Here is a 25,050-nt window from a genome sequence, read left to right on the forward strand (position 1 = left end):
CACGTTAGATCCCTTCCACTGCGCGATTGAGCCAGTCGCGTATCTCGGTGCCGTGCTGGTTGAGCACCGGCGGAGCAGAGTGCGTGGTGTTGGTAGTCTCGGCGGTGTCGGCGGGTCCGAAGAACCGCAGCGGCGGGCCGGGAAGACTGATCTTGCCGAGAACGTCATGCTCGACGTCGATCAACAGCCCCTGCGACAACACCTGATCCCACTGATAGACCTCATCCAGTGAGCGCACCTTCCCAGCCGGAATTCCGGCTTCCGCGAGCTTCTGCAACAACGGAGCGGCGTCGAACCGAGCGAAGACATCCGTTATCGCCGCCTTGAGGCTCTCCCGGTTGCGCACGCGGTGCGCGTTGGTGGCCCACTCGGCCTGGGCGGGATTGAGGCCGAACTCGGCCGCGAAGGTGGCCCAGAGCTTCTCACTTCCGATGCTGATCTGCACGCTGCCGTCGCGACACGCGAACAGGCCGTAGGGTGCGATCGACGGATGGTGGTTGCCCTGGGCCTCTGGCACTTCGCCCGCCACCGTGGCGCGGGTGCCTTGAAAGGCGTGCACTCCCACGAGCGCGGCCAGGAGCGAGGTACGAACGATCTGCCCCTCCCCCGTGCGCTCGCGCTGCAGTAGGGCCGCGAGGAGCCCGAAGGCTCCGTACATGCCCGACAGCAGGTCGGCGATCGGCACCCCCACCCGCTGCGGGTCGTCGGGGCCGGATCCGGTGAGCGACATGAGGCCGGCTTCGCCCTGCAAAATCTGGTCGTAGCCGCTGCGGCTCGACTCGGGGCCGTCGTGGCCGAAACCGGTGATCGAGAGGATGACGAGCGACGGGTTGAGTTCGTGCATCGCCTCGGGCGAGAATCCGAGGCGGTCCAGAACACCGGGGCGGAAGTTCTCCACCACCACGTCGGCGCGCAGCAGCAGGTCGCGCAGCACCGCGCGGCCGTCGTCGCTCTTCAGATCGAGAGCGATCGACTCCTTGTTGCGGTTGCAGGAGAGAAAATACGTCGATTGCAGGTTGTCGTCGGGACCGACGAACGGCGGACCCCAGCCCCGGGTATCGTCTCCCATTCCGGGATTCTCCACCTTGATGACGCGTGCCCCGAGGTCGGCGAGCATCATGCTCGCGTGCGGCCCGGCGAGGGCACGGCTCAGGTCAACGACCAGATAGCCCTCGAGTGGACCTTTCGCTCGGGTCTGAGTGTCCGTGCTCATATTCAGTCCTCTCTCGATGTGCGGTATGCGGTGTGCGTCTACAGCCAGCCGGGTAGGACCAGCACCGCCCAGGCGATGGCGGGGCCGGCCACCACGACGATGCCGCTGTAGGCCAGGATCTGCTTGTAGAAGCGGTCCTTGTCGACGTCGTCGGGGGCGTTGGCCAGCACGAGGGCACCGTTCGTGGAGAACGGTGACACGTCCACGATGGTCGATGCCACGGCGAGGGCGCAGATCACGCCGATCGCGCCGATTTCGCCGGTGGCCAGGAACGGCACGGCGAGTGGAATCAGGGCGGCCAGGATGGCGGTGGAGGAGGCGAACGCCGAGACGATGGCGCCGATGTAGCAAATCAGCAGCGCCGCCAGCAGGGGCATGCCCAGGTTGGCTACGGCATCCGACACGTACTCGATGGTGCCGGCCTCTTCGAGGACGCCCACGAAGGTGAGCATGCCGCAGATGAGCAGCACGGTCGACCAGCTGATCTTGTTGACGGCACCCTTCTGCGCCGCGGGCGAGACCAGGGCGAGGATGACGGCGATGGTGATGGCCACGAAGCCGACATCAACCTTGAAGCCGAGCGCGATGACGGCCAGGGCGATGAGGCCGGCGATGGTGATCAGCTGAGGAATGCGTTCTGCACGACTCGGCGTCTCTTGTGCGCCGTCACCGGCAGGGTCGCGGGGGCCGTAGATACCAGAACCGAAGCCCTTGAACGCCACGTCGCCACCGGCCCTGGCGCCTACGCTGACCGCCATCCGAGCTTCGGCTGCCTGCTCCACGAAGTGTCCGACCCGGCTCGAGAGGAGCCCCCGGCCACCGAGCACGATGAACAGTACGACGGCGATCAGGAAGTTGAAGATGAGGCTCGACAGGAATACCGCCGTGGGGCTTGCGTCGAGCCCCGTGGTCGAGATGAGGCTGTTGACGATCACGCCGTAGACGGCGATGGGCGAGAATCCGCCGCCCTGCGCTCCGTGAATCACCATCATGCCCATGAGCAGTGGGCTGATCTTGTACTTGCGGGCGAAACCGAGCGCGATCGGCGCCACGATGGCCACCGCGGCCGGAGACAGGGCACCCACGGCGGTGATCACGGCCGTGATGATGAACATGATCCAGGGGATGAGCGCGACCCGTCCACCGACAAGTCGAACCGACCCGCGCACGAGCAGGTCGATCGTGCCGTTACCCTGCGCGATCGCGAAGAGGTATGTGACCCCGACGAGTGTCAGGAAGAGCCCGCCGGGGAAATTGGCGAGAATGTCGGTGGTCTCCATGCCGAGGAAGACGGCGCCGAGCAGGAAAGCACCGACGAAAGCCAGCGCCCCCATGTTGACGGGAAGTAGCGTGGCGGTTAGAAACATCACCGCCAGGATGATGATCGAGATGATGGGAGCGGACATCCTTGTTCCTCCATGATTCAAGCGAATGTGGGCTATTGGCTCACTGGACTAGCCTCCTAGATAGTAGGTGAGTTTGTCAATGCCCGTGTACCCTGAGGGTCACACTTCGATGAGGAGGCACACGCGTGGCCCAGGAATTAGAACCCCAGCCCCTGTCGCGAGTGTCGAAACCACGGCTGTACGAACAGCTCGTGGCGCAGCTTCTCTCCTATATCGAGTCGGCTCACCTGGGCCCAGGCGACCTGCTGCCCGCCGAGCGCGATCTTGCGGAACGTCTCGGCGTCTCGCGCGCCACCCTGGCGCAGGCGCTCGTCGCCCTCGAGGTACTCGGAGTCATCGATGTTCAGCACGGCACCGGCGCCGTGCTCGTCTACCGGCCCAGCATCGCAACGGTGATCAAGGGACTCCGCGACCACCGAAACCGGCTGCCGGAAATCGTGGAAGCCCGCAGCACCCTGGAGGTGAAGCTGGCCGAGCTCGCCGCGCTGCGTCGAACCGATGCCGACCTGGCCGCGATCGAGAACGCCGTGCGGATCATGGCCGAGGAAATCGCGGTCGGCGACCGCGGCGCGCACGGCGACGAACTCTTCCACCAGGCCGTCACGGCTGCCGCCCACTCCCCCGTACTCGCCCAGCTCATGACGTTCATCGCCGAGATGATTCTCGAAACGAGATTGGAGTCTCTGGCCCAGCCCGGCCGGCCCGAGCAGTCCCTGGCCTCGCACCAAACGATCACCGCGGCGATCCGGGCGCAGGACGTCGCGGCCGCGAGCGCGGCGATGCTCTCGCACATCGAGCTCGTCTCCGACGTTGCCCTGCTGAAGTAAGAGAGAATACAAGCGTGACCGAATCCGCCCAGCCCACAGCATCCGTCGCCCGCGATCTGCCGGGATGGCTTCATGCCTACTCTGGCAAGGTGCGAGACCTCTATATTCCCAGCGACGGCAGGACGGATGCCCCGGCCGACCTGGTGAGCGCCTCCCGGGTGCTCGTGGTCGCCAGCGACCGAGTGAGCGCGTTCGACCATGTGCTGGAGCCGGGCATCCCGGGCAAGGGCGAGCTGCTCACGACCCTCAGCCTGTGGTGGTTCGACCGGTTGACCGGCATCCCCAACCACCTCGTCGCCGACCACGAACAGGTGGGGAGCACCGTGCGCGAGCTCATCCCCGCGCCCGTCGCCGGCCGGGCAATGCTCTGCCGCACCCTCGACATGTACCCGATCGAGTGCGTTGTGCGCGGGTACCTCACGGGCAGCGGCTGGAAGGAATACGTCCAGTCCCAGTCGGTGTGCGGCATCGCACTGCCGGCCGGTCTGCAGAACGGCGACCGGCTGCCGGAACCCATCTACACCCCCGCTTGGAAGGCTCCAATGGGCCAGCACGACGAGAACATCACGTTCGAACGCACGGTCGAACTCGTCGGGCCGGGCATTGCCGCCGAGCTCCGCGACCTCTCGCTCGCCCTTTTCGCCACCGCCGGAGCGATTGCCGAGAAGGCCGGCGTTATTCTCGCCGACACCAAGTTTGAATTCGGCGCTGACCGGCTGACCGGCATGACCGTGCTCGCCGACGAGGTGCTCACGAGCGACTCCAGTCGGTACTGGGACGCCGACGCCTGGCGCACCGGTACGACGCCCGACGAGCGCATGGCCAGCTTCGACAAGCAGATCGTGCGCGACTGGCTCGCCGCCCGCTGGGACGGTACCGGTGCCCCGCCCGAGCTGCCGGCCGAGATCGTGGAGCAGACCGCGGCCCGCTATCGCGAACTGCTCGAGCGCCTCACCGGCGCCTGACCTCCCCACCCAGTCGGTTCGCGCGGCACACCAGGGCGAACGGATGCGCTCCCGCTCGCGGAATAGCCGGGGCGGCACCCGAGTTACCTCTGTCGTGACTCCTACCGCGAAGGACCTGCTGGCCGCCGAAACCGGAATGGGCGCGGTGTCCCTGCGCGTGGGCAACCTCGACGCCATGATCGCGTATTACCGAGACGTCGTGACGCTTGAGCTACAGAGCCACGACGGACCGGTCGCCGTGCTCGGTCGCGGCCAGACCCCGCTCGTGATTCTGCAGCACGCCCCCGAACTCACCGCCGCCGAACCGCGCTCGGCTGGGCTGTACCACACGGCCATTCTGTTCGACACGCAGGCCGACCTCGCCGCCGCCGTGTACTCGATCGGCACGAAATCCCCCGGAACGTTCACCGGCAGCGCCGATCACCTGGTCAGCCAGGCTTTCTACTTCACCGACCCGGAGGGAAACGGCATCGAGTTGTACTGGGACCGCGACCGCACCCTGTGGAGTTGGGCCCACGGCCAGGTTGAAATGGCCTCGCTCTACCTCGACCCGAACGCGTTCATCTCTGAGCATATGTCGGCCGAGCCGAGTGAGGGCCGCGCCATCGTCGGCCACGTGCATCTCTCGGTCGGAGACGTCGCGAGCGCTCGCGAGTTCTACGTGAACCGTCTCGGCTTCGAGGCGACCGCGAACTTCGGTCCCTCCGCCCTGTTCGTCTCGGCCGGCGGCTACCACCACCACATGGCCATGAACACCTGGGAGAGCTCGGGCAGCGGCAAGCGCCGCCTGGCGCTGGGTCTCGGCGAGATCAGCATCATCGTGCCCAGTATCGATGACATCGGTGCCCTCAACGAGCGGATGACCCACTACAGAGTCGACACCAGTCACGATGGGCAGACCCTCGCATTTGACGACCCGTGGGCCAACCGCATCCGGGTGCGCTCGGCGGAAGCTGCCACACCGGTCGCGGCGCCGTAACCGCTCAGCGGGCGGCGCGGGCGGCGCGGCGGGTGAGGCCGTGCACGGTGGCCTGATAGTCCTTGACGTTGAGCGGGCGGCCGGGCAGCTTGGGCCGGGGCGCATCGGCCGCACGCAAGCCGTCGAGCACGATAGAGAGCTGGCGACGCCATTGGCCGGCATAGCCGGCGCCGAGGCTGCCCAGCGATCCGACCATGGTGACGAGCACAGCGAGGTCGACCGCGTCCACGTCGCGGCGCAGCGTGCCATCCTTTTTCGCGCGGGCCACGAGACTCGCGATGAAGCCGTCGAACTCGGCGGCGGGTCGCGCCGACGGGTCCAGCTGGGCCATGCGGCGCAAAATAGGCGGCAGCGCCGGTTCAGCGACGAGCCATTCGGCGACCCGTTCGGTGTAGATGACGAGCGCCTCCCACGGGTTGGGCGCCGCTTCGATCTCCCCCCGCACCGCGTGCAGTTCGGCGAGGGCAAGGTCATAGAGCGCGCGTACCAGGTCGTCTCTGGTCGGAAAGTTGCGGTACAGGGTCGCCACGCCGACCTCGGCCTGACGCGCGATCTCCTCGAGTGAGGCATCGATACCGTGCTGCGCGAACTGGGCGCGCGCCGACACAACGAGGCGGTCACGGTTCAGGCGGGCGTCGCGCCGACGGGGCGGCACGGGCGATGACTTCTCGGATGCAGACGGGGTTGGCACGCCATCCTGAGGCTTTCGGGTCGGCGGGGTCATGCGCTCCAGTCTAGAACTTTGACCGGCAGGGTTCGCCTTGGTGTTGCGCCCGCCGCTGCGACCTGCGCACAATTTGAACAAGCCGAACGGAACCCGATGACTCTCAAGAACAACACTCGCGAATTCGACCCCAAGATCGTCACGGATTTTCGAGAGAAGATGAGCTATGGGGCCTACCTCGACCTGCCCACTCTGCTCGATGCGCAGAAGCCGGTCAGCGTTCCGGAACACCACGATGAATTGCTCTTCATCATCCAGCATCAAACCACAGAGCTCTGGCTCAAGCTGGTACTCCACGAACTGCAAGCGGCCATCGAGGCACTGCGTCAGGACCAGCTCGCGCCAGCCCTTAAGGGCATCGCCCGGGTCAAGCATATTCAGCGCACCCTCACCGAGCAGTGGTCGGTGCTCGCGACCCTGACGCCCACCGAATATGCCCAGTTTCGGCATTTTCTCGGCAACTCCAGCGGGTTCCAGTCGTATCAATACCGCGCGGTCGAGTTTGTGCTCGGCAACAAGAACCGCCGCATGCTCACGGTGTTCGAAGCGGATGTCCCCGCCCACGCCCTGCTCACCGCCACGCTCGAAGCGCCCAGCCTCTACGACGAGTTTCTGCGCTATTTGCACCGGGCCGGCTTTCATATTCCGGCCGATGTGCTCGAGCGTGACGTGACCGAGGCCTGGACATTTCACCCCGAGCTCGTGCAAACCTTTCGTGGAATCTACGAGAACGCCAGCGAACACTGGGCCGCCTATGAGGCCTGCGAGGAACTCGTCGACCTCGAGGACAACTTCCAGCTCTGGCGGTTTCGCCACCTCAAGACGGTGCAGCGCATCATCGGTATGAAGCACGGCACCGGGGGGTCGAGCGGCGCGGCCTTTCTGCAGAAAGCCCTCGAACTCACTTTTTTCCCGGAGCTGTTCGCCGTGCGCACGGAGATCGGCGCGTGACCACTCATTTTCTGGCTGGTCGAGGCACCGTGTTGCCGGGCTTTCTCGACGCGCACGTGCACCTCGCCCTGATCGACGGGACTCTTTTGCCCGGTGGTGGAGTCGCCAGGGCGATCGACCTCGGCGGCTGGCTGCCTGACGGTCTCAACACCTCTCTGCCCGATTTGGCATGCGCACACCAGTTCATCACTGCTTCCGGCGGCTACCCCTCGCGTGCAGTGTGGGCCGAGCCCGGCTGGAGCTGTGCGGTCGACTCAGCAGCGGATGCCGCCGTCGCGGTCGATCTGCAGGCGGCGGCCGGAGCATCCGTTCTAAAACTCACCCTGAACTCGCTGGCCGGGCCGGTGCTCGGCACCGAGGCACTGGCCGCGGTCGTCGGCCGCGCACACGAGTTGAGGCTGCCGGTCGTCGCACACGCCGAGGGTGCACGGCAGGCCGATCGCGCGTTTGTGGCCGGAGTGGATGCGTTCGCCCACACGCCCTTCTCGGAGCACCTCGCCGACGATCTCGTGACGGCGATGGCCGCACGTATGACCTGGATCAGCACGCTGGACATTCACGGCTGGGGTCGCCCCACCCCCGCATTCGAGATTGCGAGCGACAATCTACGTCGGTTCCACGCGGCCGGCGGCCGGGTGCTGTACGGTACCGATCTCGGCAACGGGCCACTCCCGCTCGGGCTGAACCCCCGTGAAATCGCGGCGCTGCTCGGCGTCGGTCTGTCCCCCGGCGACGTCCTGACCGCGCTCTGCTCGCCGGCGCCGCTCGGCCTGACCCTGGGCGATAATCGGGTGACCTTTATACCGGGCGAGCGGCCGCAGGATCCGCGGGATTTCACCGACTGGCTCGTCACCGCTCGCGCCCTCACCCGCCCCGAACTCGAGGTTCTCGCATGACACCCACTATGAACGAAGCGACCGGCCTCGACGTCCCCCTCGCCTTTGCCCGGCGGATGGACCGCATTGACGGCCTGGCGCACTATCGCGCCAGGTTTCTGGGAACCGACGCCGACGTCGAGACCGCCAACCCACGCTCCTACCTCGACGGCAACTCGCTCGGTCGCCCGCTGCGGGCCAGCGCCGAGCGCATCGCCGACTTTCTGCAACACGACTGGGGCACCCGGCTCATTCGCGGCTGGGACGAGCAGTGGATGGACCTGCCATTGCAGATCGGTGACGACCTCGGCCTGGCCTGCCTCGGCGCCGAGCCCGGGCAGGTTTTCGTCGGTGACTCGACCACCGTGCTGCTCTACAAACTGGCCAGGGCCGCCGTGGATTCACGGCCGCGCCGCACCGAGATCGTGCTCGACAGCGACAACTTTCCCACCGACCGATACGTTCTGGAAGGCATCGCGCGCGAGCGCGGCCTGACACTCCGCTGGATCGATTCCGATACCGAGGGCGGTGTCACCGCCGAACAGGTGCGCAGCGTCGTCGGCCCGCAGACCTCGCTCGTGCTGCTCAGCCACGTGGCCTACCGTTCCGGCTACCTCGCTGACATGCGGGCCATCACGGCCGTCGCGCACGAGCACGACGCCCTCGTGCTCTGGGACCTGAGCCACTCGGTCGGGTCTGTCCCGATCGAACTCGACCGCTGCGACGTGGACCTCGCGGTCGGCTGCTCCTACAAATACCTGAGCGGGGGCCCCGGTGCTCCGGCCTTCGGTTATGTGAAAAGCGACCTGCAGCCCGTGCTGACCCAGCCGATTCAGGGCTGGATGGGTTCGCAAGCCATTTTCGAGATGGGGCCGGGGTATCAGCCGGCCACGGGCATCCGTCGATTCATGAGCGGCACGCCTGCCGTGCTGGGCATGCTCGCCATGCAGGACACCATTGCCATGCTGGGCGAAGCCACGATCGGGTCTGTACGAGCCAAGTCGGTCGCACTGACCGAGTTCGCGATCACGCTCGTTGATGACTGGCTTGCGCCGATGGGGGTCACCGTTGCCTCGCCGCGCGAGCAGACCCATCGCGGCGGGCACGTGACCATCAACCATCCGCTTATGCGCCAGGTCACGAAGATTCTGTGGGACAACGATGTGATCCCGGATTTTCGGTCACCCAACGGGCTGCGGCTCGGGCTCGCCCCGCTCAGCACGAGCTTCGTCGAGACCTACGACGGGGTGGCTGCCGTGCGCGACGTATTGCGCGGCATTCTGCTCGGCCAGAGCGGCGTAGCCGAGTGGGCCGGCACCGAGGCGGGCCAGCGCGGTCGGCCCGGCCTGTAGAATTGCAGGGATTTGCCACGACTATAAGCCCCAGACTGTATGCGGAGTGCCCTGTGCCAACGATCGTCGTCGAAGTAATGCCCAAGGCCGAGTTGCTTGACCCCCAGGGCAAGGCCGTTGCCGGCGCCCTCGGTCGCCTCGGTCAGACCCAGTCAGCGCTGGCTAACGTCACCGGCGTGCGCGTCGGCAAGCGCTTCGAGATTTCCATCGATGGTGAAGCGGATGCCGACGCCCTAGCCGCCGTGCGCGAGCTCGCCGACACCGTCCTGTCCAACTCCGTGATCGAGGATGTCGTCGGCATCCACGTGCAGGACGCCCCCTCGTCAGCGGTCGCCTGATGCGCATCGGCGTCGTCACCTTTCCCGGCTCGCTCGATGATCGCGACGCTGCGCGCGCGATTCGCCTGGCCGGCGCCGACGCCGTGGCCCTCTGGCACGGCGACCATGACCTGCACGGTGTCGATGCCCTCGTGCTGCCGGGCGGGTTCAGCTACGGCGACTATCTGCGGGCCGGTGCCATCGCGAGCCTTTCGCCGATCATGACCGAGGTCATCGACGCGGCGAAGAAGGGCATGCCCGTGCTCGGAATCTGCAATGGATTCCAGATGCTCACCGAGGCCCACCTGCTTGACGGCGGACTCATCCGCAACGAACAGGGCCGCTTCATCTGCCGCGACCAGGGCCTGCGCATCGAGAACAACGCGAGCGACTGGACGACCGGGTTCGCCGCCAAAGCCGAGATCGTCATTCCACTCAAGAACGGCGAAGGCTCATTCATGGCCTCCGACGAGACCCTCAAGACACTCGAGGGCGAGGGCCGCATCGTGGCCCGCTACATCGGCGGCAACCCGAACGGTTCGCTGAACGACATCGCCGGCGTGACCAACGCCCGCGGCAATGTCGTGGGCCTCATGCCGCACCCCGAGCACGCCGTCGAGGCCGGGTTCGGACCAGACACCGACGACGCCATGGCGAGCGGCGTCGACGGACTCACCTTCTTCACCTCGGTCATCGCCGGGGCGCTCGTCGCGCGCTAGCCCATGCCAGGCCCCTCCCGGCAACCCCCCACCCGTGTGCGTCGAGCTCGCACCGGCGTGGGGGTGCTGTTCTTCACCAATGGGGCTCTCTTCTCCAATCTCTTGCCGCGGTACCCCGAGATCAAAGCCGACCTCGAACTGACCAACGCGGCGTTTGGCTTCGCTGTCGCCGCGTTCCCCCTCGGGGCGCTCATCGCCGGGTTGACGGCCGGAGTACTGGTTCGCCGCTTCCGCTCGTCTCGAGTGGCGATCGTGGCCACCGCACTGACAGCCATCGGAATACTTCTGGCCGGAGTCGCCCCCGTCTGGGTCGCCCTCGCCGCCGGCCTTTTTCTCGCCGGAGCGATGGATTCGATCACCGACGTCGCGCAGAACTCGCACGGTTTACGAGTGCAGCGCCTCTACCAACGGTCGATCCTGAATTCCTTCCACGCGGTGTGGAGCGTCGGAGCGGTGTGCGGCGGTATTCTCGGCGCCTTGGCGGCGCAACTGGCCATCCCGCTGTTCGCTCACCTCACCGCGTCCGCCGTTCTGTTCAGTCTCATGGCGCTCGTTGCGTACCGGTTGCTCCTGGATGGTCCGGAACCTTCCGAGGTCACCCCGTTTCTGCCTCCGGAAAGCAGCCGACCGAAAACAGCCGGGCGCACGATGGGATCTTTGGCAAAGTACGCGGTCCTCGCCGCGCTGGTTTTGATCGCAGCATCGGGCGCTGTTGTAGAAGATGCGGGAAGCTCCTGGTCGGCGATCTACCTGTCGAATTCCCTCGGCGCATCGGCATTCATCGCTGGTGTCGGCTTCATCGCCCTGCAGGGGATGCAGTTTGTCGGGCGGATTTTCGGCGACCGGCTGGTGGACCGATTCGGCCAGCGCGCAGTGGCACGCACGGGTGGTGTGATCGTCTTCGTCGGAATGGGCGTTGCCCTGATCTTCCCGACAATCGTCGGAACGGTGATCGGCTTAGGCCTGGCCGGCCTGGGTGTAGCAACGCTCATCCCGGCAGCGATGCATGCCGCCAATGAACTCCCCGGGTTCAAGCCCGGCACGGGCCTCACAATCGTGAGTTGGCTTCTGCGAGTGGGATTTCTCCTGTCGCCGCCGCTCGTCGGTGCGATAGCAGATGCCTCGTCCCTTAGATTCGGCCTGCTCATTGTTCCGGCGGCGGGCCTGCTCGTGGTGCTGTTCGCTCCGGTGCTGGCCAAGGTCGTACATCGGCCGCGATCGAACTGTCCAGCTGACCCTGAGCCTCACCCGGACGTGACTGGCCTACACGATCAGGCTCATCCTCGGGCATAGCGCCCGCCCTATCCGTCGACTTCTGGAGTGTTCCCGTGTCTCCCCGCTCGCTGTACCGCTTCGTCTCCATTGCCGAGGCGATCACCTGGTCGTTGCTGATCGTCGGAATGCTGCTGAAATACGTTGTACAGGCCGGTGAGTGGGGTGTGCAGATTGGCGGGTTCCTGCACGGTCTCGTCTTCATCGCCTACGGCATGACGGCGGTGTTCATCGGTGTCAACCAGCACTGGAAGGCCCGGCTAATCGCGCTCGCCTGCCTCACGGCGATCATTCCGTTCGCGACGATTCCATTCGACCAGGCCCTCGAACGCCGCGGGGCCCTCGGCGGAGGGTGGCGCTCCACGCGCACGAGTGACCCCCGCGATCACACCCGACTCAGCGCCCTGCTGCGCTGGATGCTGGCCCGACCGGTACTGCTCGCCAGCATCATGGGCATCGCGCTGGTGTCGATTATGGCGACTCTGCTCACGATCGGCCCGCCCGGCGGCGCCAGCTAGCCCATTTGCTGGAGCACCCCCTCTTCGAACACCCGGGGTGAATCAGCCGAGCGTCGCGGGCGGCTGCGGGGTGATGCCGACACGGGGGTGGCGTGCGGTGGCGGCCAGCGCGAGCGCGGCATCCGCTTTCTCGAGGGGAAAGGTCGTTCCGACGAGGGCCGAGAACGGATGCCGGTGCCACGCTCCGCTGAGATACGTCACGGCTTGCTGCAGGTCGCTCGGCGTGTAGTTGTGCACGCCGCGCACGGTGATCAGGCGGCGCACGATCGACTCCGGGTCGAGCAGCACCGGCTCCCCGGGTGAGACGCTGCCGACCAGCACGACCACACCGCCGGTCCCGATCAGGTCTATCGCCGTTTGCACGGCCATCCGGGCGCCGCTCAGTTCGAGCGCGATCGTCGGCTCGGCAGCACCCGCATCCTGAAGCGCGGCGAGCACGCTCGCAACCCCGGTCGGCGAATCGCGCGGTGCCCGAGGGTCCGCGACCGCCGCGGCGCCGAACGCGAGGGCAAGCCGTCTGCGAGCCGCATCGGGGTCGCTGACGAGCACGAGCGCCCCGGCATCCGTGGCCATTGCGCAGGCCGTGACACCCAGCATTCCCCCGCCGGTCACCAACACGGTAGCTCCGGCCAGCGGCACGAGAGCGGATGCCGCCCCCAGCGCCGCGACAACCGTGGCGGTCGCGCAGGAAGCCGGCGCCAGTACCGTGGCGGGAACCTGCTCGTCGACGACCACGACCGCGGTCCCGGCGCGCACCTGCACGTGACTGGCAAAACCTCCGCTGAGTTCCCAACCCCGCTGCATCCGTTCGTGGCCGTAGGTGACCAGCTCGAGGCACTTCTGGGGCACGCCACGGCGGCAGCGTGGGCACGTTCCGCAGCTCACGGCGACCGACCAGACCACTCGTTGCCCGACCCGCAGGGGCATTCCATTTGCGGCATATGATCGTTCGGCGATCGCGACGATGCGTCCGATCTGCTCGTGGCCGAGCACGAGCGGTTTCGCGGCCGAACGGTGACCGAGCACTGTGTGGACATCGGAGCCGCAGACCGTGGCCAATTCCACTTCGACCAGCACATCACCGGGCCGCAGCAGCACGCCGGGTACCGCCACGCACGCGAGCGGCTGGCCAACACCCGACCAGACCATGGCCTCCGCGGCGCGCGGCAACACCACCTCACGCCCGACTCCGAGGGTGAGGGCTGGCAGCGTCACTTGTTCAGCAACTGGATCGTGTTCGGGCATGGCTACTCCATCGTCTCCTCACGCAGGCCGAGCAGTTCGGCGAGGTCGGCGACGCTCGCGATGACGACGTCGGCCCCGGCCTCTTCGAGGGTGTCGGCGTCGTGTGTGCCGGTCAGCACTCCCACGATCAGGCCGGCGCCGGCGTTCAAGCCGGAGAGCATGTCGCTCGCTGTGTCGCCGACGACAACCATGGCGGCAACACTCGACGCCCCGGTGCGCAACAGCGCGGTGAGCGGCAGGTCGGGATAGGGGCGGCCACGTCCGGCTTCAGCCGGGCAGAGGCTGACGTCGATGAGGTCGTCCCAACCGAGTGAGTCGATGAGTTCATCCTGCGTCGCTCGGGAGAATCCGGTCACCAGCGCCACCTTCACCCCGGCGTCCCGTAGTTCCTGGAACAGGTCGGCCGCACCAGCGATCGCCGTCACCCCGACCTGCTCGACGAGTTCACCGTAAGCGGTTTCGAACTCGGCCGTCGCGGCGACGGCCGCTTCTTCGGAGTCGGTCAGTTCGCGAAAGACATCAAGTTTGGACTGCCCCATGGTCTCGCGCACGAATTCGACGGCCTCCGCGAGCTCATCGGCGGTGTCCGCCAATCCGCTGCGCTCGGCGGCGAGCAAGAACGCCCGCTCGACCAGTCCGTCGTCGGTCACGGTGGTGCCGGCCATGTCGAAGACAACGAGCTCAACGTCAACGTCTTCGGTGCCAAAATCGTCGAGATCGAGATCAAGGGAAAGAGGTGCGGAGCTCATGGGGTGCCTTTCAGGGTGGGGGAGATGGGCGAATCGCACAGGGTTGCGATGAACCTTCCCAAGTCGAGGCCAGTACGTTTAGCCACGTTAAGCAGGCCGCGCCAACAACGATGGTGCACCGGGTAACCGGCACGTGAACGGGCGGCGGCAATTGTACGAGCGTGACTGTGGTCACATGCACAGTTTCGCCCGAGCGCTGGGCGGTACCGTGGGCAGCTCACACCCGATCAAAGGAGATCCCTGTGTTCACGAGCCCCTACGCGCCCGTTGAGATTCCCGACGTCAGCATTTTCGACTACCTGTTCGACGATTTGAGTGAGGCCGAACTCGATCGCACCGCCGTCATCGACGGGGTCAGCGGTGAGGAACTCAGCTATCGCACTCTGATCGATCAGATCACGCGGGTGGCTGGTGCTCTTGCCGCAGAGGGCGTCGGTCCCGGTACGGTCGTTGGCCTGCTCTGCCCGAACACGCCTCAATTCACGGCCGTCTTCCACGGCATCCTGCGCGCGGGCGCCACCGTCACCACCATCAACTCGCTCTACACCCCCGACGACATCCAACGCCAGCTCCACGACTCCGGCGCCACCTGGCTCATCACCGTCTCGCCGCTGCTACCGGGCGCCAAGGCCGCAGCGCACGCTTCGGGCATTCCAGACGAACGCATCGTGGTCATCGATGGCGAGGCGGGGCATCCGTCGCTCGCTGATTTGCTGGCAGCGGATGCCGCAGCGCCGGCCGTAACCATCGACCCGGCCACACACGTGGCCGTTCTGCCCTACTCTTCTGGCACAACCGCAGCGCCCAAGGGCGTTATGCTCAGCCACCGCAACCTCATCGCGAACGTGCAGCAGGCCCGCGACCTGGTCGGGGTCGTGCAGGACGACAGGGTGCTCGCGCTTCTTCCGTTTTACCACATCTACGGAATGACGGTTCTGCTGAATCTCGCTTTCAAACAGCGGGCCTCCCTCGTCACCATGGCGAAGTTCGACTTCGTCGAATTTCTGCGCATGATCCAGGACCACCGCTGCAGCTACCTTTTTATTGCGCCGCCGATCGCGGTGGCCGTGGCGAAGCATCCGCTGGTCGAAAAATATGACCTGTCGAGCGTGCACACCATCCTCTCCGGGGCAGCGCCGCTCGACGGCGCCCTCGCCGCGGCCGTCGCCGCCCGGCTGGACTGTCGCATTCTGCAGGGCTACGGAATGACGGAGGTGAGCCCGGTCAGTCACCTGATTCCGATCGATGCTCCGCACCTGTCGCGCGCCTCGGTGGGTGTGACGGTGCCGAACATGGACTGCAAGCTCATCTCGACCGAAACCGGCGCGGAGATCGAGGCTCCAGAAAACGGAGTGAGCGAGCGGGGCGAACTGCTGGTGCGCGGTCCGAACGTGATGCTCGGCTATCTCAATAACGAGAAGGCCACCCGCGAGACCATCGACGCCGACGGGTTTCTGCACACCGGCGACATCGCCACGGTAAGCGCGCTCGGCGAGGTGACCATTGTCGACCGTAGCAAGGAGCTGATCAAGTACAAGGGGTACCAGATAGCGCCGGCCGAACTCGAAGCGCTGCTGCTCACCCACCCGCGCATCCAGGATGCGGCCGTGATCGGTGCAGCGGATGCCGACGGCCAGGAGATACCGAAGGCCTTCGTCGTCATCGTGGCTGAGTCTGCTGTCACGGCCGAGGAGATTATGGCCTTTGTCGGCGAGCGGGTCGCCCCGCACAAGAAGGTGCGCGCGGTCGAATTTATCGAGGTGATTCCAAAGTCGGCCTCCGGCAAGATTCTGCGGAAGGATCTTCGCGCGCAGGAACGTGCAGCGGCGGTTTAGCCACCACGCAGCATCCGGGCACCGGTGCTACCCTCCTCGGTGAGGCCGTGAGCCTGGTTTTCAGTTCGTCTGTATTGGAGCCCTATCATGCTTTCTGACACTTCCCTGCCCGTCATCACCGCAACGTTGCCGGTGGTGGGCGCGAACATCAAGGAAATCGCGCAGCGGTTCTATGAGCACATGTTCGCCGAGCACCCGGAGCTGCTCGACGGGGTATTCAACCGGGGAAACCAGGCCGACGGCCGGCAGCAGCAGGCATTGGCCGGGTCCATAGCGGCGTTCGCGACCAGCCTGGTTGAAAAGCCTGACGAGCTGCCCGACCACCTACTCTCCCGCGTCTCCCATAAACATGTGTCCCTGGGGCTCCGCCCAGACCAGTACCAAATCGTGCACGACCACTTCATGTGGGCCATCGGCGACGTGCTCGGCGACGCGGTGACCGACGATGTCGCCGCAGCCTGGGACGAGGTCTACTGGATCATGGCCAACGTGCTCATCAATAAGGAACGCGGCCTCTACGGGGCCGTGAAGTTGTCCCCAGAGACGATCTGGCGCACCTGGCGGGTGGTTGAGCGCATCCAGGAAACCGACGATGTTGTGACCTTCGTCGTCGAGCGCACCGACGAACGAGACGTGAAACCCTCACTGCCCGGGCAGTATGTGACGCTGAAGGCGCTCATGCCCGACGGTGTGCACCAGCCTCGCCAGTACAGCCTGACCAAAGCCGATGACGGGGAGCACCGTCAATTCTCCGTCAAGCGCGTGCACGGCTTGAAAACGCCCGACGGCGAGGTCTCCAATTTGCTGCACTCGCAATTCGAAGTTGGCGATGAGGTCGTGCTCTCGGCCCCCTTCGGCGACGTGGTCCTGGAATACACGGATCGTCCCGTCGTGCTGGCCAGTGCGGGAATCGGCGTCACCCCCATGGCGGGGATGCTCTCGCACCTTGTGCAGGCCAAATCTCAGCGCACCGTGCGGTTCTGGCACGCCGACAACGCCGCCGACACCTTCGCCCTGCGCCAGCAGATTGAGGAGGATCTGGCGAAACTGCCCGACGCTTCGATGACGGCCTGGTTCGCTGACCCCGCCGAACCCACGCAAATGGCCGACGGGGAATTGGTCGGCTTCATGGACATCAGCGCGGTGGAGCTGCCCGTCGATGCCGCCTACTACCTGTGCGGCCCGTTGGTCTTCATGCAGGCCGTGCGCAGCAGCTTGATCGCGGCGGGCGTGCCCGCTAAGGACATCCAATATGAGGTCTTCGGCCCTGACCTGTGGCTGGCAGATTTCACCTAACGCGTGTCCCGGCGCTTCGGGGTCAGTGTTGATGTTGATGTTGATGTTGATGTTGATGTTGATGTTGATGTTGGTGAGATTTACGACGGCCTCCCTGCGGTGAGGTGCCACTGCCGCCCCAAATCGGCGGCCAACCGGCAATCGCCGCGTCGGCCGCCGAGGTCGGCGATCGGTCAGCCGATACGGATGAGCTTCTTGTTCACGAATTCGCTGGCACCGTAGCGTCCGAGTTCGCGCCCGAAGCCGCTTCTCTTAACCCCGCCGAACGGCAGCTCCGCGCTGCCTGCGCCGACCAGATTGACGTAGACCATGCCGGCCTCGATCCGGTCGGCGACCCGCAGTGCCTGCTCGGGATCGGTCGTGAACAGGTAGGAGCCCAGCCCGAACGGAGTGTCATTCGCCAGGGTAACGGCTTCATCCTCTGAGCCTGCCCGATAGACGAACGCTACGGGGCCGAAGAACTCCTCGTGGTACGTGTCGTTGTCCCGCGTGACATCGGTGAGCACGGCCGACGGGTAGAAGGAACCAGACCGTTTGCCAGTGCTCGCCAGGGTCGCCCCCTGCGCGACAGCGCGCTCCACCTGCTCCTCGAGATGCTCGGCCGCTCCGAGGGAAGAAAGGGGGCCGTAGTCTGTCCCGTCAACGGTCGGGTCGCCGGGTGAGTTCGCCAGGAAGGCGGCGGTGAACTTCTCCGTGAACTCATCATAAAGTTCATCGATCACGATGAACCGCTTGGCGGCGTCGCAGGCCTGCCCGCCATTGCGGAGGCGACCTTCGACGGCAGCATCCACTGTGGCGGCCATGTCGTCGGTACTCAGCAGGATGAACGGGTCTGACCCGCCCAGTTCCAGCACGACCTTCTTGAGGTGGCGACCGGCCACCTCGGCAACAGCCGCGCCGGCGCCCTCCGAACCGGTGAGGGAAACACCCTGTACCCGCGGGTCGGCGATGACCGTGGCGACCTGCTCGCTGTCCGCATACACATTGACGTAGGCGCCAGCCGGGAAGCCTGCGTCCTGGAATATTTGCTCAATCGCCGCGGCCGATTCCGGGCACTGCGACGCATGCTTGAGGATGATGGTGTTGCCGGTCATGAGATTCGGTCCGGCGAAGCGCGCGACCTGGTAGTACGGGAAATTCCACGGCATGATTCCAATCAGCACACCGAGAGATTTGGAGCGCATGAAGGCGGAACCCTCGCCGCTAAGAAGGGCAATTGGTTCGTCCTTCAGAAATTCCTGGGCGTTGTCGGCGTAGTACCGGTAGATGTCGGCGGCATAGTCGACCTCGCCGAGCGCTTCGTCGACGGGCTTTCCCATCTCGCGCGCGATGATGGCCGCCAGCTTGTCGCGACGCTCGGCGTGCAAATCGCCGACCCTGCGCAGGAGCGCGGCCCGCTCGTCTGTTGAGGAACTCCGAGACCACCCAATGTGGGCCTCATCCGCCGATGCGATGGCCTGCTCGAGTTCATCCTTCGAAATCTGGGGATATGTCTTGACGGTCTCGCCTGTGGCGGGGTTGATAACGGCATGGTGGCTCATGAGCCACTTCCTTTCACGAGGCTACTGTTCCGGAGAAAATCGCGTAATACGAGCCAATCATGGTCGCGGGAATTGTCAAGGCTGAGTAGACGAGTGGAGTTTAGGCGCTGGTTTCACCACGGGCTGGTCTTTTACTCACCGGCAGCTGTAGGCGATGCAGCCAATCGGAGAGGGCGGATTCCCACAGGTGGGGGCTCCTGTTCCATTCGAGTGTGTGCGGAGCCGGGGGTAGCGTGACGAGTTCGATCATCTCCGTGTGGACATCCGCGAACGCCTGCGAGAGGGCGATCGGAACGGAGCGGTCGCCGGAACTGTGCAGTACCAGCGTTGGGACGTTGAGGTCGGCGCCGTTGTCGATCCAGTTGAGATCGGAGAGGCGCATCGACTGCTGCAGGCCGGTGGCCAGTCGCCACACGGGGCTTTCCAGTGCCCACAACGCCACGCGAGTCACAGGAGCCGGCACGCGCGCTCGACGGCCGGCGGCGAGAATCGTCGCCCGCCAATCCACGACAGGGGCGATGAGGCACAGCCCAGCGATTCGCTTCCGATGCTGCGATGACCGGGTGAGCTGCAGAGCGATGGTCGCGCCCATCGACCAGCCAACGAGAATTATCTTTTCGGCACCGTGGGCCACGGCGTACTCGAGGGCCGCGTCGATATCGCGCCACTCGGTTTGGCCCAGCATCGACTTTCTATCGCGCGAGCTCGGGGCCTCGTGGTCGTTCCGGTACGAGACCACGAGCGACGTGAGGCCGGCACGGTGCGCGACCGGAACACCGCGCAGCGGGCCAGCCCTGCTCGCTCCCTGCCCGTGGATGTGAATCGCCCACGTTGAGGCCGGTGGCCGGTCGATCGGCGCGTCGAAGCGGTAAGCGGGCGCGGGACCGAGTTCGGTCGGAACGGTGACGGCGCGAAACGGCAGTCCGACATCCCCTGCCCGCGACGGTACGACTCCGCTCCACCGCGCCGAGACGCCTGCTCGAAACGGTGCGCCGCGCGAGTTGACGACCGCACGCGTGACGGTCGAGGCTCGTTCATCAACGGCGAGGATTCCCCCGAGCTGTGCGTAGCCGCGGCCGGAATCGAACCAGATCGAGTACTGGCCCGGCGCCCGCGTCGCCTCGTTCAGCGGCAGGGTCACGGTATTCGGCAACGACGAGACATCATCGACCGCGAGGACACGAAGTCGTTCGCGTCGGGGCGCATTTGTTCTCACGATCTGTCTGACAACGGCCAGACTCGCGACTGCGAGACCACCGGCGGCGAGACCGCCAGCGGCCAGACCGCCGGCGAGCAGCAGATAACCGAGTCTCACGCGGATGTCTGCTGCGCACCGATGCGCGCCTCGGTCGCTGTGAGCAACGCGAGATCTTTATCGGTAAGTCGCTCGCGAGCAGTCGGGTTGAACAGAAGAGCGTCCCGGATCTCGACCAGCATGCGGTGCACAACCGTGTCGACGTCGCGCGGTACCGACCCTGGTGCGTTGGGGTGAGACTCATCGCCCAACTCAATGTGTTGGGCAGAAACGTCGACCCAAATGCGAGTGAGGTCGGGCAGAGCCGCCTGCAGTTTTCGCCGGTTGATCCCATTGCTGACCCAGCCCAGAATCGGAGGGAGAGACAACCCGAAGCAGAGAAGCAGGATCGCGGCCAGGTTCAGCACATCGTAGGCACTCGCAAACAGGGCCAGCAGCGACATCGCTCCAAAGACATGCGCAAGATCCATGCCCACGACGCTGAGCACGGTGAGAACGGCCGCGCCACAACCGGCGCCCACGATACGGAACCCGAGTCGACGAGTCGGCGTACTCATGCGTCCGGCAAAGCGCAGGCAAATCGTTCCAGTCAGTGCCACGACGATGCCCAAATAGGTGAATTGCACCAGAGAGTAGGCAGCAGCTGCGGGTTGGTTACCGAAGTCCTGCATGAACGTTCCCGAGGTCGTGGGCGCGTCAATGAAAACAAAGGTCGTCACCATGAGGCTGGCCGTGATGATCGCCCCGATCCGAAACGGCCTGGCCGTGGCGTCCGCGCGGCTGGGCGACGACGCTCGCAGAATGGCTCGAGACAGAAAATAGACACCCAGGAGAAGTAGAAGGTTTGCGGGCAGGTCCGCATAGTTACGGCCCCCGAGAAGCCCATCTGCCGCGAAGTACACCGCGTCAATATTCAGGGTCAGCGAGACCGCAATCATAACGGCGGCGTAGAGAATGCTCTGATCAGTGCGTCGACGGGTACCGATCATTAGCGCGCCCACGAGTCCCCAGAGGGCCAGGGCGACGATCAATTGAATCATCCGAAAACACCTTCGAAGCCCGCGGGCTCCTTGGTGCTGGTGCGGATGGCACTGGTCAGGAGGTCCGCCAGCGCCTCGGCAGCCAACTCGAACTCGTCGCGAAAATCGGAGCGACCGAACGCGATTCCCGCACCATCCGTTCCGAGCATTCCGTGCAACGTGGGGCTGGCCACCTCGTCATGGCGCAAGATCATGTGCGCCAACTCATGACATACAATCTGCTGCCGATGATGTTCCGAATCCGTTTCAACGTGGAAGATCAGATCGTCGGTTTCACGTGACAGCCAGAGTCCGCAAATTTCGGTTCCATTTAGCAGCGACGAGGACGCGATTGAGATGTGGGTCTTTCTTGACTGTTCGACGAGGGACACGATGCTCGGGATGGACACCCGGACGGGGAGGACCAATGCCGTAAATGCGGCAACGGCTTGTTCCCGAGGACTGCGGTGATCCCCCGGGGTCGACTCGTCAGCTCGCGTTCGCATCAGATCCATCCTCCATCAGTAGTTCATTCGTAGCGAATCGCGGCCAAATCCGTGTTTTTCCCCAGCCGACTGGCCGCAGCGGCGACCGCGGCAAGGGCGAGCACCGCACTGGCCGTGAGCGCTCCGAGGTAGCGCAGATCGGGCCAGCCAACGGATCGGCCACCGTCGGTCAGCCCTACCAGGATGAGTTCGGCAACGAGAAAGCCCAGCCCGATCGACAGGACCATTACCGACAGTAGCGGTGCGGCCGCTTCGAGGGTGATGATACGGCGCAGGCCAGAGAAATTCATGCCCAGCAGCCGCAGCAGGGCGAGCATCCGCCGGCGGTCGATCATGGCAGAAATGGTGGCGATGGCAAGTGAGAGTCCGGCGATGACCGTCGCCACGCCGATACCCAGGTAGGCGAGGGTGGCGAAACTCGCGGCCATGGACTCCAGTCGATCATCGGCGAGATCCGTTCGGGTACCCGCGGGCGCCCATCCTGTTGCAAAAACCCCGCCCGCCTGCAACGCCGTTCGTGCCCGTTCAATCGCGGCCGTTGACCCGTCGGTGCCGAGCAGCAGAATGCTCGGCGTGAGCGCTGCCATATCGGTCACTTCCGCCGCGGTAAACACGGCGGTCGCACCTGTCATAACGTCGCTATTGACGGAGACGACGGGCGCGGACGGAACAGCCCCGAGGCCGAGGCCCTTCGCGGCATCCGCCGAGAGCAAGAGCCGGCCCGCGTCGGGACCCGAGTCAAGCCTGTAAACGGTGACCACCCCGGTGACGCCCGCGATTGCGGCGAGGCGCGCAAGTTCTGCATCCGTTTCGGCGGGGTCGGCCGCGTCTGAGGTGGGCTCCAGGTATTGGATAAGGGTGCTGACGGGAAGTAATCCTGGCCCGGCGACGGGGATCACGCCCCCGTCAGCGGTTGTCGCCGCGCCCGCGAAGACGCTCACCATGAACACGGCAACCACGAGGCCGCTCACGGAGCGGAACGTGGCCACGGGGGTGCGACGGATGCGGTTGCCCGCGATGATTCCAGCCGCCGCTCCGCTGCGCCGCGCCATGATGCGGCCGGCAATCAGGGTCAGGTACGGGCCCGCCACGAGCAGACCAACGGTGGTAATGGTGAAACCGATGATGATCAGCGTTCCCACACGCGGAACTGGTAGTCCGGCGAGCACGGCCAGGGTCGTGGCCGTGAGCAGGCCAAGTCCACCGGTGAGGGGCAGCAGGCGAAGCAGTGATGGGGTCTTCTCCTGTGGCTGCTTCGTCTGGCCGAGCGGCCCGATGCCCGCGCGACGGATGCGCCAGCCCGCGGTCGCCGCGGATGCCGCGACGGTCAAAGCCACCACCATGGCGGCCGCGAACGGAGTCACGGCGAGGTCCGCGGGAAAGAACGCGCCGTCGTCGACGCGAACGAGCGCGGCAACCGGGCCGAGCAGCGCGGCCATGAGCACGCCGATCAGCGCGCCGACGAAACTGGTGGCCGCCGTCTCCATCGCGGCGATCGCGGCGACCGTGCGCGGGGTGGCGCCGATCAGACGTAGTGTGGCGAAGCGCTCCCGCCGGGCGGCAGCGCCGAGCCCGGTCACGATGCTCACCAGCAGCAGCACCGGAAACAGCACGGCGATGGCGCCCACGATCGCCACGGTTTGGTAATTGGAGCTTGCACGGTAGGGCGGGCCCGTGAAGCCGGTCACAATCTGGGCTGTGGGGCGCTCGATCAGGTCGCTCGTAGCGGCACCGACAACCGCAACGAGCGAGTCGGGGCTCGCGAGACCAGAGTCGCTAATGGTGCCCGCGAGGGTGCCGAAGCGGTCTCCGAGCTCGTCGGCTGGAACCCGCGCAATGCGGTCGATGAGCGCGGGCGACGCGTAGTATTCCCCCGACTGCGGTAAGGCAGCGATGTCCGGAATCGTAACGCCTGACGTTGTCGGTGCAGCGACATCAAAGCGTGAGATCCGCACCCCCTCGTGCCGGTCGGTCGTGGGGGCCAGCAGCACTCGGTCATTGCCGAGCGACGCCATGTCGCCGGTCACCGCGCGCTGGCTCGTGTCGCCGCCGACCACGTACTCCCCGGAGGCGCTCATCCAGCTAGATCGCTCATCACGGGCGTCCAGACCCTGGTAGGCGCCCCAGAGTAAGAGCGCGAGCGTGACACCCACCGCGACACCGGCAGTGATACCCAGTAGCCGCCCCCAGGAGGCACGGCTGCCGACCACGGCTAAACGCACGATGCTCGGATTCATGAAATTCCGACTCGGTCAGTTGCGGCCAACTGGCCATCACGCACGATGATCTCGCGGTCGGCGTAGGCCGCTGTGCGAGGGTCGTGGGTGATCATTACCAGGGTAGTTCCCGCCTGTCGTACGAGCTCGAGCATGGCGGTCAGAACGTTCTCGGCGGCGAGGGAATCCAAGGAACCGGTGGGCTCATCCGCAAAGAGAACCGACGGATGCGCCACGAGGGCCCGGGCGATGGCTACGCGCTGCGCCTCGCCGCCGGAGAGCTCCCCGGGCAGTCTGGCGGCGGCAGCCTCGAGGCCGAGGCGGTCGAGCCATCCGTGTGCTTCCTTCAGCGCCTGCTTGCGTTTCATACCCCCGAGTAATAGGGGGATGGTGACGTTGTCAACCGCAGTCAGGTCGGGCAGTAGCTGCCCAAACTGAAAAACGAAGCCGAACTCGGTCAGGCGCAGGGCCGAGCGGCGAGCCTCGTTGAGGGCGCTAACGGTGACACCGTCGACGATTACCGTGCCGCTATCGGGTACCAGTACACCGGCGAGGCAGTGCAGCAGGCTCGACTTGCCAGAGCCCGACGGGCCCATCACCGCGATGACCTCGCCGCGGTGGATGTCGAGATCGATGCCGCGGAGGGCATCCGTCGTGCCGAAGGACTTGCGCAGGCCCCTGGCCTGGATGAAGGCGGTCATGGCAGCGTAATCTCGTTTCGCAGTTGGGTGAGTCGGGCGGCAGTCAGGTCGATCCAGCGCAGATCGGCCTCAATGTGGAAGAGCGCGTGGTCGCAGAGCAGCATCCGCATCAAATCCGCGCCCTGCTTTTCCCGGGTGAGTTCGCGCATCCGCGCGAGGTGTTCGGTGCGTTGCACGTCGAGGAGTCGGTCGGCATTGTCGTTGACAAGAAGGGCAATGATGGTCTTGGCAAAAAGGTTGCTCTGCAAAGTCTCTGAGGGGACGTCGGGGGTGAACATCCACTGCGAAACGCGTTGCCGGCCAAGGTCCGTCACTTCGTACTTCTTGCGGTCGGGGCCGCCGCCGGCCTCGTCGGCGAGCGCAAGAATCTGCCCATCGCGGGTCATGCGCGCGAGGGTCGCGTAGACCTGACCGAAGGCGAGGGGCTTGCGCACCCCGAAGAATCGATCGTAGGTGTGCTTGAGGTCGTAGCCATAGCTCGGTTCGACGCTGAGCAACCCGAGCAGCGTCAATGAGTTGTCCACGACACCAACTATACACACAGTGCATAGTTACACGGTCGCGGGCTT

Annotated in this window: 24 protein-coding genes; 12 read left to right on the top strand and 12 right to left on the bottom strand. The window is 65.5% G+C overall.

Translation table 11 applies throughout. From position 1 onward, the window contains the following. Window positions 1-4: 4 nt before the first annotated feature. A complete protein-coding gene (locus E3T39_RS00210) occupies window positions 5-1,213 on the bottom strand; it encodes a CaiB/BaiF CoA transferase family protein (protein WP_134512764.1) in 1,209 nt (402 codons plus the stop codon). 38 nt (window positions 1,214-1,251) lie between these two features. Beyond that, window positions 1,252-2,619: an SLC13 family permease gene (locus E3T39_RS00215; RefSeq protein WP_134512765.1), complete on the bottom strand. Its 1,368-nt coding sequence runs from the start codon at window positions 2,617-2,619 to the stop codon at window positions 1,252-1,254. 125 nt (window positions 2,620-2,744) lie between these two features. On the opposite strand from E3T39_RS00215, the gene E3T39_RS00220 reads away from it, so the two are divergent. The 3 genes from E3T39_RS00220 to E3T39_RS00230 all read left to right on the top strand — a co-directional run bounded on the left by E3T39_RS00220 (window position 2,745) and on the right by E3T39_RS00230 (window position 5,390). Further along, window positions 2,745-3,446 carry a FadR/GntR family transcriptional regulator gene (locus tag E3T39_RS00220; protein ID WP_134512766.1) on the top strand — a complete coding sequence of 234 codons (702 nt, stop codon included), beginning with the start codon at window positions 2,745-2,747 and terminating at the stop codon, window positions 3,444-3,446. Window positions 3,447-3,460: 14 nt separating this feature from the next. Beyond that, complete coding sequence (locus E3T39_RS00225; RefSeq protein ID WP_134512767.1) at window positions 3,461-4,411, top strand: phosphoribosylaminoimidazolesuccinocarboxamide synthase; 951 nt, start codon at window positions 3,461-3,463, stop codon at window positions 4,409-4,411. Between the two features lie 136 nt (window positions 4,412-4,547). Beyond that, window positions 4,548-5,390 carry a VOC family protein gene (locus tag E3T39_RS00230; RefSeq protein ID WP_134512856.1) on the top strand — a complete coding sequence of 281 codons (843 nt, stop codon included), beginning with the start codon at window positions 4,548-4,550 and terminating at the stop codon, window positions 5,388-5,390. 4 nt (window positions 5,391-5,394) lie between these two features. On the opposite strand, the gene E3T39_RS00235 is transcribed toward E3T39_RS00230, so the two are convergent. After that, window positions 5,395-6,114 (bottom strand): TetR/AcrR family transcriptional regulator, encoded by a 720-nt coding sequence (locus E3T39_RS00235; RefSeq protein WP_134512768.1) that lies wholly within the window; start codon window positions 6,112-6,114, stop codon window positions 5,395-5,397. Between the two features lie 96 nt (window positions 6,115-6,210). Here E3T39_RS00235 and kynA point away from each other — a divergent pair, with 96 nt between their 5' ends. From kynA to E3T39_RS00270, 7 genes are read left to right on the top strand one after another with little or no spacing between them, the layout of a single operon-like run. Then, window positions 6,211-7,065, top strand: a complete 855-nt coding sequence (gene kynA / locus E3T39_RS00240) for a tryptophan 2,3-dioxygenase (protein WP_134512769.1) — start codon at window positions 6,211-6,213, stop codon at window positions 7,063-7,065. Then, on the top strand, window positions 7,062-7,961 hold the full coding sequence (locus tag E3T39_RS00245) for an amidohydrolase family protein (protein WP_134512770.1): 900 nt from the start codon (window positions 7,062-7,064) through the stop codon (window positions 7,959-7,961). Before kynA ends, E3T39_RS00245 begins: the two co-directional genes overlap by 4 nt. Next, window positions 7,958-9,292, top strand: coding sequence for a kynureninase (locus tag E3T39_RS00250; RefSeq protein WP_241979421.1), 1,335 nt, complete (start codon window positions 7,958-7,960; stop codon window positions 9,290-9,292). Before E3T39_RS00245 ends, E3T39_RS00250 begins: the two co-directional genes overlap by 4 nt. 53 nt (window positions 9,293-9,345) lie before the next feature. Further along, window positions 9,346-9,630 (top strand): phosphoribosylformylglycinamidine synthase subunit PurS, encoded by a 285-nt coding sequence (locus tag E3T39_RS00255; RefSeq protein WP_134512771.1) that lies wholly within the window; start codon window positions 9,346-9,348, stop codon window positions 9,628-9,630. Continuing rightward, the gene (purQ, locus tag E3T39_RS00260; protein ID WP_134512772.1) at window positions 9,630-10,328 is read left to right on the top strand and encodes a phosphoribosylformylglycinamidine synthase subunit PurQ; all 699 of its coding nucleotides are present in this window, start codon (window positions 9,630-9,632) and stop codon (window positions 10,326-10,328) included. The genes E3T39_RS00255 and purQ overlap by 1 nt, the downstream gene beginning before the upstream one ends. A gap of 3 nt (window positions 10,329-10,331) precedes the next feature. Further along, entirely contained in the window at window positions 10,332-11,621 is a 1,290-nt protein-coding gene (locus E3T39_RS00265; protein WP_134512773.1) for an MFS transporter, read from the top strand. Between the two features lie 35 nt (window positions 11,622-11,656). Beyond that, window positions 11,657-12,118 (top strand): DUF3817 domain-containing protein, encoded by a 462-nt coding sequence (locus E3T39_RS00270; RefSeq protein ID WP_134512774.1) that lies wholly within the window; start codon window positions 11,657-11,659, stop codon window positions 12,116-12,118. Window positions 12,119-12,160: 42 nt separating this feature from the next. On the opposite strand, the gene E3T39_RS00275 is transcribed toward E3T39_RS00270, so the two are convergent. Continuing rightward, window positions 12,161-13,363, bottom strand: a complete 1,203-nt coding sequence (locus E3T39_RS00275) for an alcohol dehydrogenase catalytic domain-containing protein (protein WP_134512775.1) — start codon at window positions 13,361-13,363, stop codon at window positions 12,161-12,163. A 2-nt stretch (window positions 13,364-13,365) separates the two neighbouring features. After that, the gene (locus E3T39_RS00280; RefSeq protein ID WP_134512776.1) at window positions 13,366-14,112 is read right to left on the bottom strand and encodes a phosphonatase-like hydrolase; all 747 of its coding nucleotides are present in this window, start codon (window positions 14,110-14,112) and stop codon (window positions 13,366-13,368) included. A gap of 242 nt (window positions 14,113-14,354) precedes the next feature. Here E3T39_RS00280 and E3T39_RS00285 point away from each other — a divergent pair, with 242 nt between their 5' ends. Both E3T39_RS00285 and E3T39_RS00290 read left to right on the top strand, forming a co-directional pair. After that, on the top strand, window positions 14,355-15,947 hold the full coding sequence (locus E3T39_RS00285; RefSeq protein ID WP_134512777.1) for an AMP-binding protein: 1,593 nt from the start codon (window positions 14,355-14,357) through the stop codon (window positions 15,945-15,947). A gap of 87 nt (window positions 15,948-16,034) precedes the next feature. Further along, on the top strand, window positions 16,035-17,243 hold the full coding sequence (locus tag E3T39_RS00290; RefSeq protein WP_134512778.1) for a globin domain-containing protein: 1,209 nt from the start codon (window positions 16,035-16,037) through the stop codon (window positions 17,241-17,243). 173 nt (window positions 17,244-17,416) lie between these two features. On the opposite strand, the gene E3T39_RS00295 is transcribed toward E3T39_RS00290, so the two are convergent. The 7 genes from E3T39_RS00295 to E3T39_RS00325 all read right to left on the bottom strand — a co-directional run bounded on the left by E3T39_RS00295 (window position 17,417) and on the right by E3T39_RS00325 (window position 25,005). Then, window positions 17,417-18,784 (bottom strand): NAD-dependent succinate-semialdehyde dehydrogenase, encoded by a 1,368-nt coding sequence (locus tag E3T39_RS00295; RefSeq protein ID WP_134512779.1) that lies wholly within the window; start codon window positions 18,782-18,784, stop codon window positions 17,417-17,419. A gap of 100 nt (window positions 18,785-18,884) precedes the next feature. Beyond that, window positions 18,885-20,099, bottom strand: coding sequence for an alpha/beta hydrolase family protein (locus E3T39_RS00300; RefSeq protein ID WP_166783992.1), 1,215 nt, complete (start codon window positions 20,097-20,099; stop codon window positions 18,885-18,887). Next, complete coding sequence (locus E3T39_RS00305) at window positions 20,096-21,079, bottom strand: hypothetical protein (RefSeq protein WP_134512781.1); 984 nt, start codon at window positions 21,077-21,079, stop codon at window positions 20,096-20,098. Before E3T39_RS00305 ends, E3T39_RS00300 begins: the two co-directional genes overlap by 4 nt. Next, window positions 21,076-21,564, bottom strand: a complete 489-nt coding sequence (locus tag E3T39_RS00310; protein WP_166783993.1) for an ImmA/IrrE family metallo-endopeptidase — start codon at window positions 21,562-21,564, stop codon at window positions 21,076-21,078. The genes E3T39_RS00305 and E3T39_RS00310 overlap by 4 nt, the downstream gene beginning before the upstream one ends. 23 nt (window positions 21,565-21,587) lie before the next feature. Next, window positions 21,588-23,801: an FtsX-like permease family protein gene (locus tag E3T39_RS00315; protein ID WP_134512783.1), complete on the bottom strand. Its 2,214-nt coding sequence runs from the start codon at window positions 23,799-23,801 to the stop codon at window positions 21,588-21,590. Continuing rightward, a complete protein-coding gene (locus E3T39_RS00320; protein ID WP_134512784.1) occupies window positions 23,798-24,481 on the bottom strand; it encodes an ABC transporter ATP-binding protein in 684 nt (227 codons plus the stop codon). Before E3T39_RS00320 ends, E3T39_RS00315 begins: the two co-directional genes overlap by 4 nt. After that, the gene (locus E3T39_RS00325) at window positions 24,478-25,005 is read right to left on the bottom strand and encodes a PadR family transcriptional regulator (RefSeq protein ID WP_134512785.1); all 528 of its coding nucleotides are present in this window, start codon (window positions 25,003-25,005) and stop codon (window positions 24,478-24,480) included. Before E3T39_RS00325 ends, E3T39_RS00320 begins: the two co-directional genes overlap by 4 nt. Window positions 25,006-25,050 lie beyond the last annotated feature (45 nt).

Origin of the sequence: Cryobacterium suzukii, assembly GCF_004403185.1 — a bacterium.
Taxonomy (GTDB): domain Bacteria; phylum Actinomycetota; class Actinomycetes; order Actinomycetales; family Microbacteriaceae; genus Cryobacterium; species Cryobacterium suzukii.